The 15,154-nt window shown below is 59.4% G+C and carries 14 protein-coding genes; 5 read left to right on the forward strand and 9 right to left on the reverse strand.

What is annotated here, in order from left to right:
- Positions 1 to 5: 5 nt before the first annotated feature.
- Entirely contained in the window at positions 6 to 1,655 is a 1,650-nt protein-coding gene (locus BQ9843_RS00295) for a 4Fe-4S dicluster domain-containing protein (protein WP_075843424.1), read from the reverse strand.
- Between the two features lie 115 nt (positions 1,656 to 1,770).
- Between BQ9843_RS00295 and BQ9843_RS00300 the strand changes: the two genes are divergently transcribed.
- The gene (locus BQ9843_RS00300) at positions 1,771 to 2,838 is read left to right on the forward strand and encodes an ABC transporter substrate-binding protein (protein WP_075843425.1); all 1,068 of its coding nucleotides are present in this window, start codon (positions 1,771 to 1,773) and stop codon (positions 2,836 to 2,838) included.
- 38 nt (positions 2,839 to 2,876) lie between these two features.
- Positions 2,877 to 4,277: an ATP-binding cassette domain-containing protein gene (locus BQ9843_RS00305; protein ID WP_075843426.1), complete on the forward strand. Its 1,401-nt coding sequence runs from the start codon at positions 2,877 to 2,879 to the stop codon at positions 4,275 to 4,277.
- A 129-nt stretch (positions 4,278 to 4,406) separates the two neighbouring features.
- On the opposite strand, the gene rlmH is transcribed toward BQ9843_RS00305, so the two are convergent.
- Together rlmH and BQ9843_RS00315 are read right to left on the reverse strand one after the other, a co-directional pair.
- On the reverse strand, positions 4,407 to 4,877 hold the full coding sequence (gene rlmH, locus BQ9843_RS00310; RefSeq protein WP_075843427.1) for a 23S rRNA (pseudouridine(1915)-N(3))-methyltransferase RlmH: 471 nt from the start codon (positions 4,875 to 4,877) through the stop codon (positions 4,407 to 4,409).
- A gap of 45 nt (positions 4,878 to 4,922) precedes the next feature.
- The gene (locus BQ9843_RS00315; protein ID WP_075843428.1) at positions 4,923 to 5,123 is read right to left on the reverse strand and encodes a hypothetical protein; all 201 of its coding nucleotides are present in this window, start codon (positions 5,121 to 5,123) and stop codon (positions 4,923 to 4,925) included.
- Between the two features lie 95 nt (positions 5,124 to 5,218).
- On the opposite strand from BQ9843_RS00315, the gene BQ9843_RS00320 reads away from it, so the two are divergent.
- Positions 5,219 to 5,818: a tRNA (cytidine(34)-2'-O)-methyltransferase gene (locus tag BQ9843_RS00320; protein ID WP_075843429.1), complete on the forward strand. Its 600-nt coding sequence runs from the start codon at positions 5,219 to 5,221 to the stop codon at positions 5,816 to 5,818.
- Positions 5,819 to 5,827: 9 nt separating this feature from the next.
- Here the strand turns inward: BQ9843_RS00320 and BQ9843_RS00325 are convergent, their stop codons facing one another.
- Entirely contained in the window at positions 5,828 to 6,319 is a 492-nt protein-coding gene (locus tag BQ9843_RS00325) for a GNAT family N-acetyltransferase (protein ID WP_075843430.1), read from the reverse strand.
- Positions 6,320 to 6,451: 132 nt separating this feature from the next.
- Between BQ9843_RS00325 and BQ9843_RS00330 the strand changes: the two genes are divergently transcribed.
- Complete coding sequence (locus BQ9843_RS00330; RefSeq protein ID WP_075843431.1) at positions 6,452 to 6,757, forward strand: hypothetical protein; 306 nt, start codon at positions 6,452 to 6,454, stop codon at positions 6,755 to 6,757.
- 27 nt (positions 6,758 to 6,784) lie between these two features.
- On the opposite strand, the gene BQ9843_RS00335 is transcribed toward BQ9843_RS00330, so the two are convergent.
- A complete protein-coding gene (locus BQ9843_RS00335; RefSeq protein WP_075843432.1) occupies positions 6,785 to 7,456 on the reverse strand; it encodes a class I SAM-dependent methyltransferase in 672 nt (223 codons plus the stop codon).
- A 65-nt stretch (positions 7,457 to 7,521) separates the two neighbouring features.
- On the reverse strand, positions 7,522 to 8,340 hold the full coding sequence (locus BQ9843_RS00340; RefSeq protein ID WP_083647848.1) for a putative RNA methyltransferase: 819 nt from the start codon (positions 8,338 to 8,340) through the stop codon (positions 7,522 to 7,524).
- Positions 8,341 to 8,476: 136 nt separating this feature from the next.
- Here BQ9843_RS00340 and BQ9843_RS00345 point away from each other — a divergent pair, with 136 nt between their 5' ends.
- Positions 8,477 to 9,205: a uracil-DNA glycosylase gene (locus BQ9843_RS00345; RefSeq protein WP_075843434.1), complete on the forward strand. Its 729-nt coding sequence runs from the start codon at positions 8,477 to 8,479 to the stop codon at positions 9,203 to 9,205.
- Between the two features lie 58 nt (positions 9,206 to 9,263).
- Here the strand turns inward: BQ9843_RS00345 and BQ9843_RS00350 are convergent, their stop codons facing one another.
- From BQ9843_RS00350 to BQ9843_RS00360, 3 genes are all read right to left on the reverse strand, one after another.
- Positions 9,264 to 9,797, reverse strand: a complete 534-nt coding sequence (locus BQ9843_RS00350) for an LOG family protein (protein ID WP_075843435.1) — start codon at positions 9,795 to 9,797, stop codon at positions 9,264 to 9,266.
- 39 nt (positions 9,798 to 9,836) lie between these two features.
- A complete protein-coding gene (locus tag BQ9843_RS00355; RefSeq protein ID WP_075843436.1) occupies positions 9,837 to 11,450 on the reverse strand; it encodes a peptide chain release factor 3 in 1,614 nt (537 codons plus the stop codon).
- 126 nt (positions 11,451 to 11,576) lie between these two features.
- Positions 11,577 to 15,089: an FtsX-like permease family protein gene (locus tag BQ9843_RS00360; RefSeq protein WP_075843437.1), complete on the reverse strand. Its 3,513-nt coding sequence runs from the start codon at positions 15,087 to 15,089 to the stop codon at positions 11,577 to 11,579.
- Positions 15,090 to 15,154: the final 65 nt, after the last annotated feature.

The raw sequence follows: 15,154 nt of genomic DNA on the forward strand, positions 1-15,154 counted from the left end.
GGGCGCTACTCCTGGGGCTTTTGCGCCTCAAAGGTCTCCTGAACGGCGATTGCCTCAGCTTCATCAGCATGGATGTGAATACCGTCGCCTGGGCGCTCGAGCTCGGGAATATAGCCGATGTACTCGTTATCCGTAGCATTTTTATTGGGGCTCTTTTTTGCGTACATCTTCACGGCGCCGGTCGTCTTGTTGATGGCCTGGAGCGTGCCTGCACCTGCGACGCATCCGCCCGGGCATGCCATACCCTCAAGCAGATAGCCGTCGTACTTGCCCTTTACCGCCATCTTCATCATCTTGCGGCACTCGGAAAGGCCCTCGGCATTCGCAACCTTCACCTCGCGGTCGGGATGCACGCGATGAATTGCGTTGGCAACCGCCGTAGCCACACCGCCCGAGACGGCAAAGCCGCGACCATCGGCGCTCGCCACGTCAAAGTCGCTCGACCCCTCGCCTGCGAGCTTGGTGTAATCGATGCCCTTCGCATCCATCATGCCCGCCATCTCCTCGAATGTGAGCACGAAGTCGACCTCGCTCTTTACGCTGCGGCGCATGGCCTCGAGCTTCTTGGCGGCACACGGCCCCACAAATACAATCTTGGCGTTGGGATGCTGCTTGCGAATCAGACGTGCTGTCAACGTCATGGGGGTCAGTGCCATCGAGACGCAGTCGGCGTGCTCCGGGAACTCCTTTTTTGCCATGACCGACCATGCGGGGCAGCAACTCGTGCCCATAAACGGAATCTTCTCGGGAACCTCGTCCAAAAAGTCACGTGCCTCCTGCACGGCGCACAGGTCCGCACCCAAGGCGACCTCTTCCATACCCGAGAATCCCAAGTCGCGGAAGGCCTCTCGCAGCTTATCGACATTGCCTTTGCCGCCAAACTGACCCACAAAGGCAGGCGCGACCTCGGCGATAACCTCTTCGCCGGCGCGTACGGCCTGAATCACCTGGAAAATCTGGCTCTTATCGGCAATGGCTCCAAAGGGGCAGTTGACCAGGCACTGCCCGCAGCTCACGCACTTGTCGTAATCGATCTGGGCGCGGCCGTGTTCATCGGAACCGATCGCGTTCATGCCACAAGCCTCCGCACAAGGGCGCACATGGTGATGGATGGCCTGATACGGGCACACCTGCGCACAGCGTCCGCATTTGATGCACTTGCTGTGATCGATAAAGGCTTTCTTGTCCTTAAAGGTAATGGCGCCCTTGGGGCAAATCTCGCGGCACGGATGGGCTAAGCATCCCTGGCAAGCGCTCGGCATCACGCGATAGACGTTATCCTCGCAGGCATTGCAGGCAAACTTGATAACGTTGATGAGCGGTGGCTGATAGTACGTCTCTGGTTTTGCCGCCTCGGCCACGCCATCGGAGAGCTTGGCGGGCTTGTCTACACCCTGCAGCGGTAAACCCATAGCCAAGCGGATGCGCTCGCCCACGACGGCGCGCTCCAAAAAGACGCTCTCGCGGTAGGCCGCCACGTCACCCGGAATGATTTTGTACGGCAGCTCATCGACCCAACTGTAGTCGCTGGCATCGCCCTCGCCGCTGCCCTCGGCATCCGCTCCTCCCTGGTACGCCAGGCGTGCGACCTCGGAAAAAACAGTACGGCGAATCTTTGCGAGGCCTGTGTATACCCCGCGCATCGTGTTGCTCATAATCGTCCCCCTCTTGAACGATAAGCAATTGTATATCATTGTAGAGTCATATCTTGAACATGGGGCACTGCAAGCAAAAATGCCCACCTTGCATCAAATCTTGAAAGGGCTCGAAATGAAATCTAACGCATTTGACAGCAACATGATGATTAGCAGGCGCGGCTTTTTGTCCACAGCGGGGCTCGGCATCATGAGCATCGCGCTCACCGGTTGCGGAGCCAAGGGCACTGCCGCCGGTACCAAAGGCTCCACAGCAGGATCGGCTGCGAGCAACTCGTCCACCAGCGTACGCGTCGCCTCGCTCAAGGGTCCCACCACCATCGGTCTCGTACACTTTATGGACCAGGCCGCATCCAAGGACAGCGGTCTTGCCAACAGCTATTCGTTCACCCTCTCCACAGCTGCAGACGAAGTGCTCCCCTCCCTTATCAAGGGCGATACCGACATCGCGCTCATTCCCGCAAACGCGGCATCGGTTGTGTACAACAAGACCAAAGGCGGTATCACCTGCCTGAACGTCAATACGCTCGGCGTTCTTAGCGTGGTCACGGCAGACACGTCCATCGCCTCGCTCAAAGACCTTGCAGGCAAGACCGTCTACCTCACCGGCAAGGGAACCACGCCGGAATACGTGATGAATTACCTGCTTGACGCCGCGGGCATCGCCGGCAGTGTCACACTCGAGTTCAAAAGCGAGGCCGCCGAGGTCGTAAGCGTTCTTGCCTCGGACCCTACGGCTATCGGCGTGCTGCCGCAGCCCTTTGCCACCGCAGCTCTCGCCAAAAATCAGGCCCTCGCCGCCCCCATCGACCTCACGGATGCCTGGAATGAGGCTGCCGATGCCGCCGGCGATGATAGCCAGCTGGTCACCGGCGTCACCGTCGTGCGCAATGAGTTTCTAGAAGAGCACCCCCGTGCGGTCGAGGAATTTCTCAAGGGCCAATCGGCAAGCGTGGAGTACGTCAACAAGCATCCCGAGAAGGCTGCAAAACTCGTTGTAGAGCAGGGCATCCTTGAGTCCGAGGCAGTGGCACAGAAAGCCATTCCCGCTTGCCACCTGGTGTGCCTTACCGACAAGAAGCTCAAGCAGGCGCTCGCCGGCTACCTCGAGGTACTCTATCAAGCCGATGCCTCGTCCGTAGGTGGCTCTCTTCCTGCTGACGATTTCTACTATCAGGCATAAGACGCACCCCGCCCCCCTTAGACGCAGCGAGCTGTCCCATGGATACAAACCCACCGATCGATAAAAAGACGTTGAGCGTGCGCGCCCTCACCCGTTGCGCGCCTGTCGCCTTTTGGCTTGTCGTGTGGCAGGTGGCAAGCATGCTGGACAGCAGCAGCATTTTGCTCTGCGGACCGCTCGACGCCCTGTTTGCCCTTTATCGCCTGTCAAGCACGCAAACGTTTTGGAGCAGCATCTGGTTTTCCACACTGCGCATCGTGGCGGGCGTTTTGCTTGGATACATCATTGCCGGCGCCCTTGCCGCCGCATCTTGGCATACGAGTACGGTGCGCATCCTGCTGCAGCCGGCACTTTTGGCCATCAAGAGCACGCCGGTCGCTTGCGTCGTCGTCATCTTGCTTATCTGGACCGGCGCGGCAAACGTCAGCGTCATCACGGTGCTGCTCCTGGTTGTGCCCGCCATCTACTTTGCTTTGTGCGCAGGGTTCGACAACATGGATGCAGGTCAACGCGACCTCTTTGAAATCTTTGGCGCGCGCGGGCGAAGGCGCTTCTTCGCGCTCATATGGCCTGCAATCCTCCCCTACCTGGAGGCTGCCAGCAGCACCGTCTTGGGCATGAGCTGGAAAGCGGGAATCGCCGCCGAGCTTATCGGTGTTCCCGCGGGTTCCCTTGGCGAGAGAATCTACCAGGCAAAACTACTGCTCGAAACGCCCGACCTTTTTGCCTGGACGTTTTGCGTGATCTGCCTGTCTTGGTTATTTGAGCATGGCGCGATGGCGCTTCTTCGCGGTACTTGGCCCCGTGCGGCGAAGCTTGCCCTAAGGGCTCCGCGCGACCTTAGGGCAAGTGGACACGGAAGCTCCGACGCCTCCCTGCGCGCTCAAGGACTCTTGATTGGATATGCCAACGTGCCTTTGAGCAAGCCCCTCGACTTCGCACTCGGCATGTCTTCCCGTCTTTGCCTTCAAGCCCCCTCGGGCACAGGCAAGACAACCCTCTTGCGCACTATGGCGCGCCTGCAAAAGCCGCTCGACGGTGCTCTTGAGAACGCCGCCCAGGGACGTTCGATGATGTTCCAAGATACGCGCCTTGTCGAAGACCTTGATGCCATCGACAATATTCTGCTCTTTGCGCGCCCGGGCTTTACCCGCAAAGACGCGCGCGACCTCGCATGCGAGCTACTGCCAAAAGATGCGCTCTCCCGCCCCGTGCGCGAACTTTCGGGCGGGCAGCGACGTCGCGTTGAGCTGGCACGCGCCTTTGCCGCCCCAGGCGAGCTCGTGCTGTTAGACGAGCCGTTTGCCGGACTCGACGCGCAGGTGCATTCTTGTGCGCTCGCGTTTGTGAAACGGCATGGTGCCGGGCGTATCGTCGTTTTCGCCACGCATGATGCAGACGACGCCCAAGCGCTTGGGGCGCAGATACTCGAGCTGTAGCGGCATCGCAGCACAAGGTGGCTCTTGGGTCAAAGTCTGGCCGCAACCGGCGCGGCGCGCAGAGAGAGGGGGGCTCAGCTCGTTGACGCACTGGGCTGCGATGACACAGTCAGCCTCCCGGCGGCCCAGCTACTTGTGGTACGGCTCGCCACGACTGATCTTGATGGCGCGGTAGACTTGCTCTAGCAGCACCACGCGCGCCAAGTTATGCGGCATGGTGATGCGGCCAAAGGAGAGCGTCTCGTTCGCGCGGGCTCGCACGGCATCCGACACACCGTCGGAGCCACCGATGATAAAGACGATGTCGCTGTTGCCGCCCAACGCAAGCTGATCGAGGCGTTGGGAGAACTCCTCGCTCGAGCGCTCCTTACCCTCGATGGCGAGAAGGATCACATGCGCGCGATCGGGAATCGAAGAGAGAATCGACACCCCCTCGCGATTGCACGAAGCATCGACGCCGCCGGCACGCGCAGGGTCGATATCGGCAACCTCGCGCACCTCGACCTTGGCATAGCCGCCCAAACGCTTGAGATACTCGGCACAAGCATCCTTCCAAAAACGCTCTTTAAGTTTACCTACAGCGATAACGGTGTATTTCATCGGTTCTCCCCCGTAACGACAGTCTGCCAAGGCACGCCGTCAACCCTATTGGCGATTGCAATAATCTTCATCGGCGATAAAGTGGCTGCGGTTGTATCCCCATTGCGAGACGACCGCAAGCTCGCCCGCCATTTTGAGGACATCGACGTCGTCTCCATCCTCTGCCCGCACTTTATGCGAGGCGCTGAGATTGAAGATAACGGCATTGGCACCCGCCCGGTAGTTATCTGCAGAATCATACCGCATGGGAGATGATCCCTTTGCGCGCAGCGCCTTTTGCAAGCTGCGTCCAAAGCCGTATGATGGTTTTCGCTCATATGGCCCGCATGCAAAGGAGACTCATGTTCAACGTGGTTTTGTACCAACCGGAAATTCCGGCGAATACCGGCAACATCGGACGAACCTGCGTTGTCACCGGAGCACGCCTCCATTTAATTGGCCCCTTAGGATTCTCGCTCGACCATAAGACTGTGCACCGCGCGGGCCTTGGCTATTGGGAAAACCTCGACGTGCGCACCTATGAGAGCTGGGAGGACTTCTTGCGTCAAAACGAGCTCGCTCGCGATGATGAGCGCCTGCACCTCTTGACCAAAAAGGCGCGCCGCACGTATGCCCAAAGCAGCTACCGCGACGGCGATTACTTGGTATTTGGTAGCGAAAGCAACGGCATTCCCGAGGAACTGCTGGCTTGTTCGCCCGAACGCTGCGAGCGCATCCCCATGCTCCCCGACGAAGCGTCGCTTGCCAATGCCGAAGCCTGGGAGGCACACGAGCAAGCGCTTGGACACAGCGAACCCGATCATGAGGCGATTTTGCAGCAGGACATCTGCGGCAATTTTATCGATCCCACAAGCTATCGCATCAGCGCGCTCAATCTCTCCAATTCCGCTGCCATCGTCCTCTATGAGGCACTACGCCAGACAGACTTCCCCGGAATGTAGCGCTGCGGCTTAGTGCTCTTTTTGCCAATCAAATGCGATACGCGGCGTTCCGTCGGAGACGTAAATAACCCCCGCTCTCGCAAAGCCATACTTGCGAATCGCATTTTGCATGGGGATATTATCTTCATGCGTATCGATACGCAGGGCATCGGCGTGCTGCTGGCAAAACTCAAAGCAGGCCTTGGCAACACCATGCGTCTTGCCGTTTGAGGCCACGCGATGGATCACATGATACGGTGCGTCGAAGTTCCATGCGCCGTCTTCGATATGAGCATAGGTGGCATCGGGTCCGGCTATAAAGGCAAACGTTCCCACCACGGCATTATCTTCCACGCATACGTAGCTGTTGCCGCGTGCGATATCAGCGCGCACCTTGTCTTCCGAGGGGTTGCCCTTTGGCCACTGCGTTTTATTGCCGTGAGCGCGCATAAAGGCCCGTGCGGCATCGAACGTTGCCATGACCTGCGGCAAATCGGCCTCGGTGGTTTTGCGGATCTCCATAGCTCTCCCAATGTGCCCCACGGGATATGCGGCGTTGCGCCCACGCTCCCAAACAACTGCAAACGCTCCCTATCGTACTCAAAGATGCGCGATAATGACCCCAAGTAACCCCGGCAACGCAAGGATTTTACGATGGGCAGCAAGAAGCGTTCGGCGCGTGAAAAGCAAAAGATGGCCTTTTTGGCAGACCTTGGCAACGAGAACATGGGCATATCCGACAGTCTCTTTGCCGCCGAGGACAAACGCCGCGACCGCATGCATGCCAAGCATGAAGAAGCCCTGCGCTACAAGTCCTGCGAGCGCAAGACGCGCTACAGCAGCCGGCTCGAAGCCCAAGACGCCATTGCTGCCTGCGCCGCCCATGGACGCGGCGGCCTTACTTGCTACAAATGCTCCTGGTGCGGAGGTTGGCATCTCACGTCTCATCCGCAGCGATAACGCGGGCACGGCCGAGCGCCGGCGCCTCTAAAAGGCGAGGACGTCGTAGCGAACGGCCTTGCCTTTGAACTGAGCGCTCGGTTTGGCATCTGCAAGAAGCGGTCCCTTTACGGGGCGCTTGATCACGATTTTGCGCGCGCCCGTTGCTCGCGCCGCGGCAAGAAGCGCGGCCTCATCCGCACAGGGCTGCTCCAAGTGATGCAGCAACTGGAATTTTTTCTTAACCGAAGCGCTCTTGGTGCGCCCGGGAAACATCGGGTCCAAATAGACCGCGTACGGAACGGTGCCCGCCGCCACAAGCTCCGCCATACCCGCAATGCTATCCCCCACATGAAGGTGCATGCGGGCGGCTGCCTCGCTCAAACGCAGATCGCTCGCCGCGCGCTCCAGAGCATCGGCCAGCAGCGCACTGATAGCCGGATTGCACTCGAACATCTCGACGGTATAGCCCGCCGCAGCCAAGAGCAGCGAATCCTCGCCAAATCCTGCCGTCGCGTCAAAGGCAACCGGATGTTCCACGCCGCGGGCACGCGCAGCACGGACCAGCAGCTCACGCTGCAAGGCCCCTTGCTTAAGACGGGGAATCATGTGCGCAAAATCGGCAATAAGCTGCATGGCCCCGTCGGTGAGGGCCAAGCCTTCCGGCGTTTGGACAAGCTGCAGCCCCGCCGCGCGTGCTTCTTCCTGTGAACGGTTCATTTACGCCTCCCAACGGTCGAATGTGACAAAATAAACCTGTCGACTTTTTGTCAGTCGACTTTTTGTCACATGGGACGGTGGTATTGGGCGATGAGGAACTCGATGGGCGTTTGGAGCTGCTCGAGGTTCGCCAGGCGCTCGCGGTCTTCGCGGCGGGTGCGGTAGTAATACGGCGTCATTTGAAATACCGCCTCAATATCGGCCGGGGTGGCAAGCGTGATCTGCGCCGCGACCTTGTGGGTCGAGGCCAGCTCGAGTTCCGTTGTCTGCGGCAGCTTCTCGTCATTCAAATACGGAGTGTCGTAGAGCACCTCTTTGAGACCCCACAGGTGGCGAGCGCCGGGAATGACCGTGTAGAGCGAGGCACCCGGCTTGAGCACGCGTGCAAATTCATGCTCGTTAAAGGGGGCAAACAAGTGCGTCGCCATGTCAATCGATGCATCGGCAACAGGAATGGCACGCATGTTGGCGACAAAATACGTGGCGCCGCCGCGCTTGGCTGCCAAACGCACCATCTCTTTGCCCAGATCAAAACCGTAGGCGTCAACGCCTTCGACCGAGCCCATGGCGGAAGTATAGTAGCCCTCGCCGCAGCAAATATCGAGCAGCGCCAAAGGCTCCCGACCCGAGCGGGCAGAGACTTGCTCGCGCACGATGTCCACCAACGCGTCGCGCAAGGGGGCATAATAATCCTGGTTTAGAAAATCGCGCCTGCTATGCGCCTGACTCTTGGGGTCGCCCATGGAGTCGCCGCTTTTATTGGAGCGCAATAAATTGAGGTAACCCTCGCGCGCACGGTCAAAGCGGTGCCCCAAAGGACACGCCGCACCGCGATTGTCCGCCTGAAGCTCTTGTCCGCATACGGGGCAACGTAGCATGCTCATTCCATTCTATCGTCAACAAAACCTGAACCCCATTGTGGCACATCACGCTCTTGCACCGCCAAGCTCCTTGACCTCGCCATCCAAACTGGGACAAAATCGTCGTAGCTTTTACCCTCCATCTGCCTAAGGGGGCCTCATGACCGAGCGCACGCATATTGACGAATGGTTCGAGCAGCTGCCCAAAGACGTAGTATCCCAAACGCAACGTCTCCTGGAACACGTCGACGCCATGCGCCAAACCGAGGTCATCTACCCCGCACAGGACAACATCCTCAACGCGCTTGCACTCACCGCGCCCGCAAATGTACGCGCTGTGATTTTGGGCCAAGACCCCTACCACGGGCCCGGCCAGGCCATGGGCCTCTCGTTCTCGGTCCCCAAAGGACAAAAGCTGCCCCCGAGCCTGCGCAACATCTATAAGGAGATGGCCACGGACCTTGGGTGCACAGCGCCCGCCAGCGGCGACCTGACCTCTTGGGCACAGCAAGGCGTCCTTTTGCTCAACACCACGCTCACGGTGCGCGAGCACGCGGCAAACTCCCATGCCAAGCTGGGATGGAAAACGCTTACCGACGCGATTGTACGCCTCTGTCTGCAACTTGAGCAGCCGGTCGTATTCCTCACCTGGGGCCGCCACGCCATCGATATGGTTGAGGCAGCCCGCGAGGCAACAGATGCGACCGCAAACAAGTTCTTCCTCGCCTCTACGCACCCTTCGCCGCTCTCTGCCACGCGCGCCGCGGGCGACCTTCCCGCCTTCATGGGCTCGCGCCCCTTCTCGCGCACCAATGAGCTGCTCGCCCAGCACGGCGCCGCCCCCATCGATTGGTGCGCCCAGCCAACGCGTCGCAACACCACAGCATAAAAAACGCGACGGGCATGTGCCCATCGCGTCTAAATCAACAGTCAACCCTGCTCGCGCGTTACGCCTGCAGGCAAGCGACAAGCTCGTCCAGATTGCGAGCAAACGAGATGCCCCGCAGACGCTCGGGTGAGGTCAAATCGCACGCCAGCATACGGTCGAGCTGCTCTGCTATGGGGTTGTAATAGCCGTTAAGGTTGTAGAAAACGCACGGAGCGTCGAGCTGCCCCAGACCGATCATGCCCATGATCTGAGAGATTTCCTCAAGCGTGCCCGTACCGCCGGGAAACGCCACAAAGGCATCGCCCAGCTCGATCATCTTTGCCTTGCGCTCGGCAATATCGGGCGTGACGATCAGGCGGGTGAGGCCCTCCAGCTGCAAGACAGAATCGACAAAGAATTGCGGTTCTACGCCCGTAACCTCGGCACCCGCTCCAAGCGCCGCCAAGGCAAGCTCGCCCATGAGGCCCGTCTTGGACCCGCCATACACCAGGGAATTTCCCGAGGTGCCAATCCAGGTGCCCAGCTCGCGCACGGCATCTTTAAGCTGCGGATCGCACCCCTCGCAGGCACCCAAATACACGGTGATGTTCATGCTCGATGTGTCCCCTCAAACTCCCGCGTCAAAGGCTCGTTAGAACGAGATGTTGCCGAACTCGGAGAGCTCGAGGCCCTCGTTGTGGTCGGTTGCCCAATCCACATTCCACGGGCTCGTAAACAACAGCAGTTTGCCGCCGCGCATGTCCTCGACACGCAGCGTGTCGCGCGTGAGCGAAAGTGCCGGAATATCGATGGTGTCGGGGTCGTTCATAATCCAGCGGATATCGGTGTAGAAAAGCGGCTGACGGCGTACCTCGACATGGTACTCGGACTTCAGGCGCTGCTCGAGCACCTCGAACTGCAGCACGCCCACAACGCCCACAATCACGCTCTCCATACCGGCGCCCAGCTCGCGGAAGATCTGGATGGCGCCCTCCTGGGCAAGCTCCTCCATACCCTTGACGAACTGCTTGCGTTTGAGCGTATCGACCTGCGTGATGCGCGCAAAATGCTCCGGTGCGAACGTGGGGATCTGCGGAAACTGCACACGCTGCTTGCCCGCGCACACCGTATCGCCAATGGAGAAAATGCCCGGATCGAACAATCCCACGATGTCGCCGGCATAGGCCTCGTCGACAATCGCGCGGTCGTCGGCCATCATCGCGGTGCCCGTAGCCAGTTTGAGCTTGCGCCCGCCTTGCATGTGGAAGGCGTCCATGCCGCGCTCGAACTTGCCCGAGCAGATGCGCACAAAGGCAATGCGGTCGCGGTGGTTCTTGTCCATATTGGCCTGGATCTTAAAGACGAAGCCAGAGAAGTCGTTGGTCGCAGGGTCCACGGGCTCGCCCGTAAGGGTGTCCTTGTAGGGCAACGGCGTGGGCGCCAGGCGCAAGAACTCTTGTAGGAAGGGCTCCACACCAAAGTTGGTGAGCGCCGAGCCAAAGAAAGCAGGGCTAAGCTTGCCGCAGGACACGGCGTCAAGATCCAGCTCATCGCCCGCACCGTCGAGCAGCTCGATATCGTCCATCAGGTTGCGATGGTTCTCTTCGCCAATGAGCTCATCGAGCTTGGCATCGCCCAGCTCGGCCTCAACTTCGGCGACCTTCTTGGTGGCGTTGGCGTGGCCATCGCCCTCAAAGGCGATCACGTGGCGCGTCTGTCGATCAAAGACGCCACGGAAGTTGCGGCCAGAGCCAATCGGCCAGTTCATGGGATACGTGTTGATGCCCAAGACATTCTCGATCTCCTCCATGAGCTCAAAGGGATCGCGAGCCTCGCGGTCGAGCTTGTTCACAAAGGTGAAGATGGGAATATGGCGCAGGGTGCAAACGCGGAACAGCTTGATGGTCTGAGCCTCAACACCCTTGGCGGCGTCGATCACCATGACGGCAGCGTCGGCGGCCATGAGCGTACGGTAGGTATCCTCGGAGAAGTCCTGGTGGCCAGGGGTGTCAAGGATGTTCACGCAGCAACCGTTGTAGGAAAACTGCAGCACGGAGGAGGTAACGGAGATGCCGCGCTCTTTTTCGATGTCCATCCAGTCGGATACGGCATGCTTAGAGCTCGACTTGCCCTTAACGGAACCCGCCGTCTGGATGCTGCCGGTATAGAGCAGCAGTTTTTCGGTAAGGGTCGTCTTGCCGGCGTCGGGGTGCGAAATGATCGCAAACGTGCGACGCGAGGAAATCTGGTCAGACAGGGATGCCATGTGTGTCCTAACTGGTATTGGTATGCGTAACGTGCGAATATGCAACCTTAGCATTGTAGCGCGTGCCATAGAGCACGGACAACGAGGACCACGCCGTTATCGCATACGATCGGCCAATTTCGGCCGCTACTCCACGCTCTTGAGGCTCTCTACCATGTCGATGCGGCGGAGCTTGGAACGCATGAACAGCGTCACGATCACCGAGAACACCATGGTGAGGGCAAACGCGACAATAAAGCTCGGAAGATGAATGTCGCGACCGAACATCACCTGGTCCACCTCGGCGGTCACGATCACGTAGCCCTCCATAAAGATGCCCAGCACAAGACCCACAAGCGAGCCGATAAGCGCCAGCAGTAACGTCTCGCGATAGATATAGGCATTGACTTCATGCTGTGTAAAGCCCAAGACCTTAAGCGTCGCGATTTCGCGTACGCGCTCGGCAATGTTGATGTTGGTAAGGTTGTAGAGCACCACGAATGCAAGGGTCGCCGCAGCAACCACCAGCACCACCACAACCGAGTCCACGCTCTTGAGCATGCTGCGGTAGCTGTTGATGGTCTCGTCGTTATAGCTCACGGTCTTCACGCCGTCGGTGGCCAGCAAATCGTCGCTCACCTTGTCGCGCGTGGCCTCATCTTCTTTCACACTCGCATACAGCGTGGTAAACGAGGCCTTCTCGCCAAACGTCTTTTCATAAAGCGTCGGAGTCATGATCACGTAGTGCGCCACGTAGTTCTCAACCACACCTGCCACGCGCACTCGATATGCCTTGCCCGTGGGGTTGCCAATGGCATCCTGCGCGTAGATATCAACCGAGTCACCTGCTTGCACGCCCAGCTCGGTGGCAAGCTTCTCGCTGATGAGCGCACCCGTGTTGTCAAGCACCATCGTCTTGCCCGAGACGCGGTCGCGCAGCGTATGGAACTCGGAATACGACTTGACCTTTTGCGGCACGTCAAGCTCGACCATCTGGTCGGAATCGTTGTCGCGAGCGCCCGCCTGGCGCACCACCATGTTCTCGGCCGCAAGCCAGGTGGAAGAGCCGGCGGAATCCTCATCGATGCGCTCGGTCGCAGTCTTTTTCTGCGCCGCGGTGACGTCTTCATCCATGCGCACGATCGTGTTGTAGTGGTACAGCTCGCCAAACTGTTTGTCGATGATGTCGTTGATGGAATTCTCCAGGCCAAGGCCCGTGAGCAACAGAGCCGTGCAGCCGGCGATGCCGATAATGGCCATACAGAAGCGTCGCTTATAGCGGAAGAGGTTGCGCGCGGTGACCTTCCACGAGAAGGTCAGACGACTCCAAACGGGGCGAATGCGCTCCAGCAAAATGCGTTTGCCCGCCTTGGGCGCACGCGGGAGCATGAGCGTCGAGGGCTTCTCGCGCAGGGTGGCCGCCACGGCAAACCAAGTGGCCAGCACGGTGATGCCAATGCCGAGGCCTGCCGAGGACAGGGCAATGGGCATATCGATAGGCACGGGCCTACAGGGAACGGCGTAAATGATGGCGTAGGCTTCCATGATGAACCACGGCAGGAACGTAGAGAGCGCCAGGATACCCACAATCGAGCCCACACCGCTCGCGATGGCCGCATAGCCCAGATACTTGCCCGTAATGCGCGCGTTGGAATAGCCCAGCGCTTTATAGGTACCAATGAGCATACGGTCCTCGTCCACCATGCGCGTCATGGTGGTGAGCGAAACAAGTGCTGCAACCAGGAAGAACAGTAGAGGGAAGACCTGCGCGATCTGGTCGATACGCCCAGCATCGGAGCGGTAGCTCTCAACGCCCATGTTCTTCTTTAAATCGAGGGTGTAGACATCGGCGTCCATGGTGGCGATTTCGTCCACCTTGGCCTGGGCCTCTTCGAGCTGGGCCCCGGCGTCGGCAAACTGGCTTTGGGCATCGACACGCTTTTGCGCAAGCTCGGAGCTGCCCGCCTGCCACTGGGCAAAGCCCTCGTCGTACTGGGCCTGACCTTCTGCGAGCTGAGCCTTTCCGCTCTCAAGTTGTCCCGCGCCCGACTGCAATTGTGACAGCGCCGCGTCGAGGCTCTGCTGGGCTGTGGCAAAGCCGTTCTCGGCAGCTGCCTTTTGAGCCGCAAGCTCTGATCGCGCGGCGTTCAGGCCTTCGGCCACGCCGGCGGTTTGGGAATCAATCTGCGCGATGCCGCCTTTGAGCTGGAAAATTGCACCCTCAAGCTGGGTCTTTTGCCCCTCGAGGGTTTGTTTTTGCTGTTGCAGACCCGCAAGCTCCTCTTGAGCCTGAGCGAGCTGCTGTTCACAGCTGGCCTTTTGCTGCTCGAGCGTAGCGCGCGCCGGATCGTCCGCGGGCAGAGCATCAATCTGCTGCTGAAGCTGATTAATGCTCGCCGTCAGCGTATCGACGCCTGCCGTTGCCTGCGCTATGCCGTCATCAACCTGGGTAAGGCCGTCCTGCACCTGGCCGAGGGACGTCTGCGCGGTATCGAGCTGCTCGGCAAGCTGCGCGCGCGAGGCCATCGCTGCATCGTACTGTGCCTGCGCGTTGTCTATCTGGGCTTGAGCTTGTGCGAGGGCCGCATACGCCTGTCGCTTTTGGGCCTCGAGCTCCGCAGTTCCTGCCTCGTACCGGGCCTTACCGTCGCGCAACTGCGCCTCGCTTTGCGCTATGCGGGCGCGCGCCGATTCCAGGTCTGCCGCAGCGCTATCGAGCTGAGCTTTCGCGCTATCGAGTTCCGACTGGCCGCTGGTAAGCTGAGCCTCGGCATCTGCCTTCTTGCGTTCGTATTCTGCGCGTTTCTCGTCAAGCTCGGCCTGCGCCTCCGCGCGCAAATCATCCAAACGCGAAGTTTTGATGTCGTTGGAAATCGCATCGATACGAGCGGTTACCGCATCGACCTTTTGCTGATACGCGTCACTCGACCAGCGCTCATCGCGCGCCCCCTCCACAGAGATAAACGCCTCGGTGTAAGGGTAGTCTTCTGCAAAAGCACTGTCGGGAACATAGGCAAAGCTCGTCAGCTTGCCGCTGCCCAGCGAGGTTGATCCCATGCTGGTTGAGCAGGTGTAGTAGCCCGATTCGCAAAAGCCCACGATGGTAAACTCGCGCACGCTAAACGTATCGCCCAGGTCCTGTGTGCCCTCGATCACGCGCACCTTGTCACCGATCTTCACGTCGCTTTGCCACACCGTGTCGGCCGAGAGCAGGCACTCATCTGCAGCTTTAGGCCAGGTGCCGCTTGTGAGAATTGGGCGGTTAAGGTAGTCGTCATCTTTCGACGTGGTGCTCACGCCGTCGTACTCGCAGGCGCGAGCTGCATCCACATCGAGCGAGTGGTAGCGCAAGGTGCACTGAATGCCGTCAACGTCGGAGATAGCATCGGCCTCGTAGGCGGGCATAACGGCAGCCACGCCCTTGACCGCACGAATCTGGTCGATCTGGTTATCGTCAAGGCCCACCGTCGACACCACGCGGGCGTCGGAAAGGTAGGTGCCGTCGTAATACTCGTCCCCCGCCAGGCGCATGTCGGGGCCGGTCATGCGCAAGCCGGCAAAAAAGCCTGTTCCCAGTGCCGCGATGATAGCGATAGCGATAAAACGCCCCCACGAATGGGTAACGGAGCGAATCACATCTTTGGTAAATGCGCTGGCCATCGCATGCACTCAATTCTCGGCGATATTTCTTGCAGTCTTTGTTTTATTGTAAGCGACTAGCCCGT

The sequence above is a fragment of the Collinsella bouchesdurhonensis genome (assembly GCF_900155365.1).
Classification (GTDB): domain Bacteria; phylum Actinomycetota; class Coriobacteriia; order Coriobacteriales; family Coriobacteriaceae; genus Collinsella; species Collinsella bouchesdurhonensis.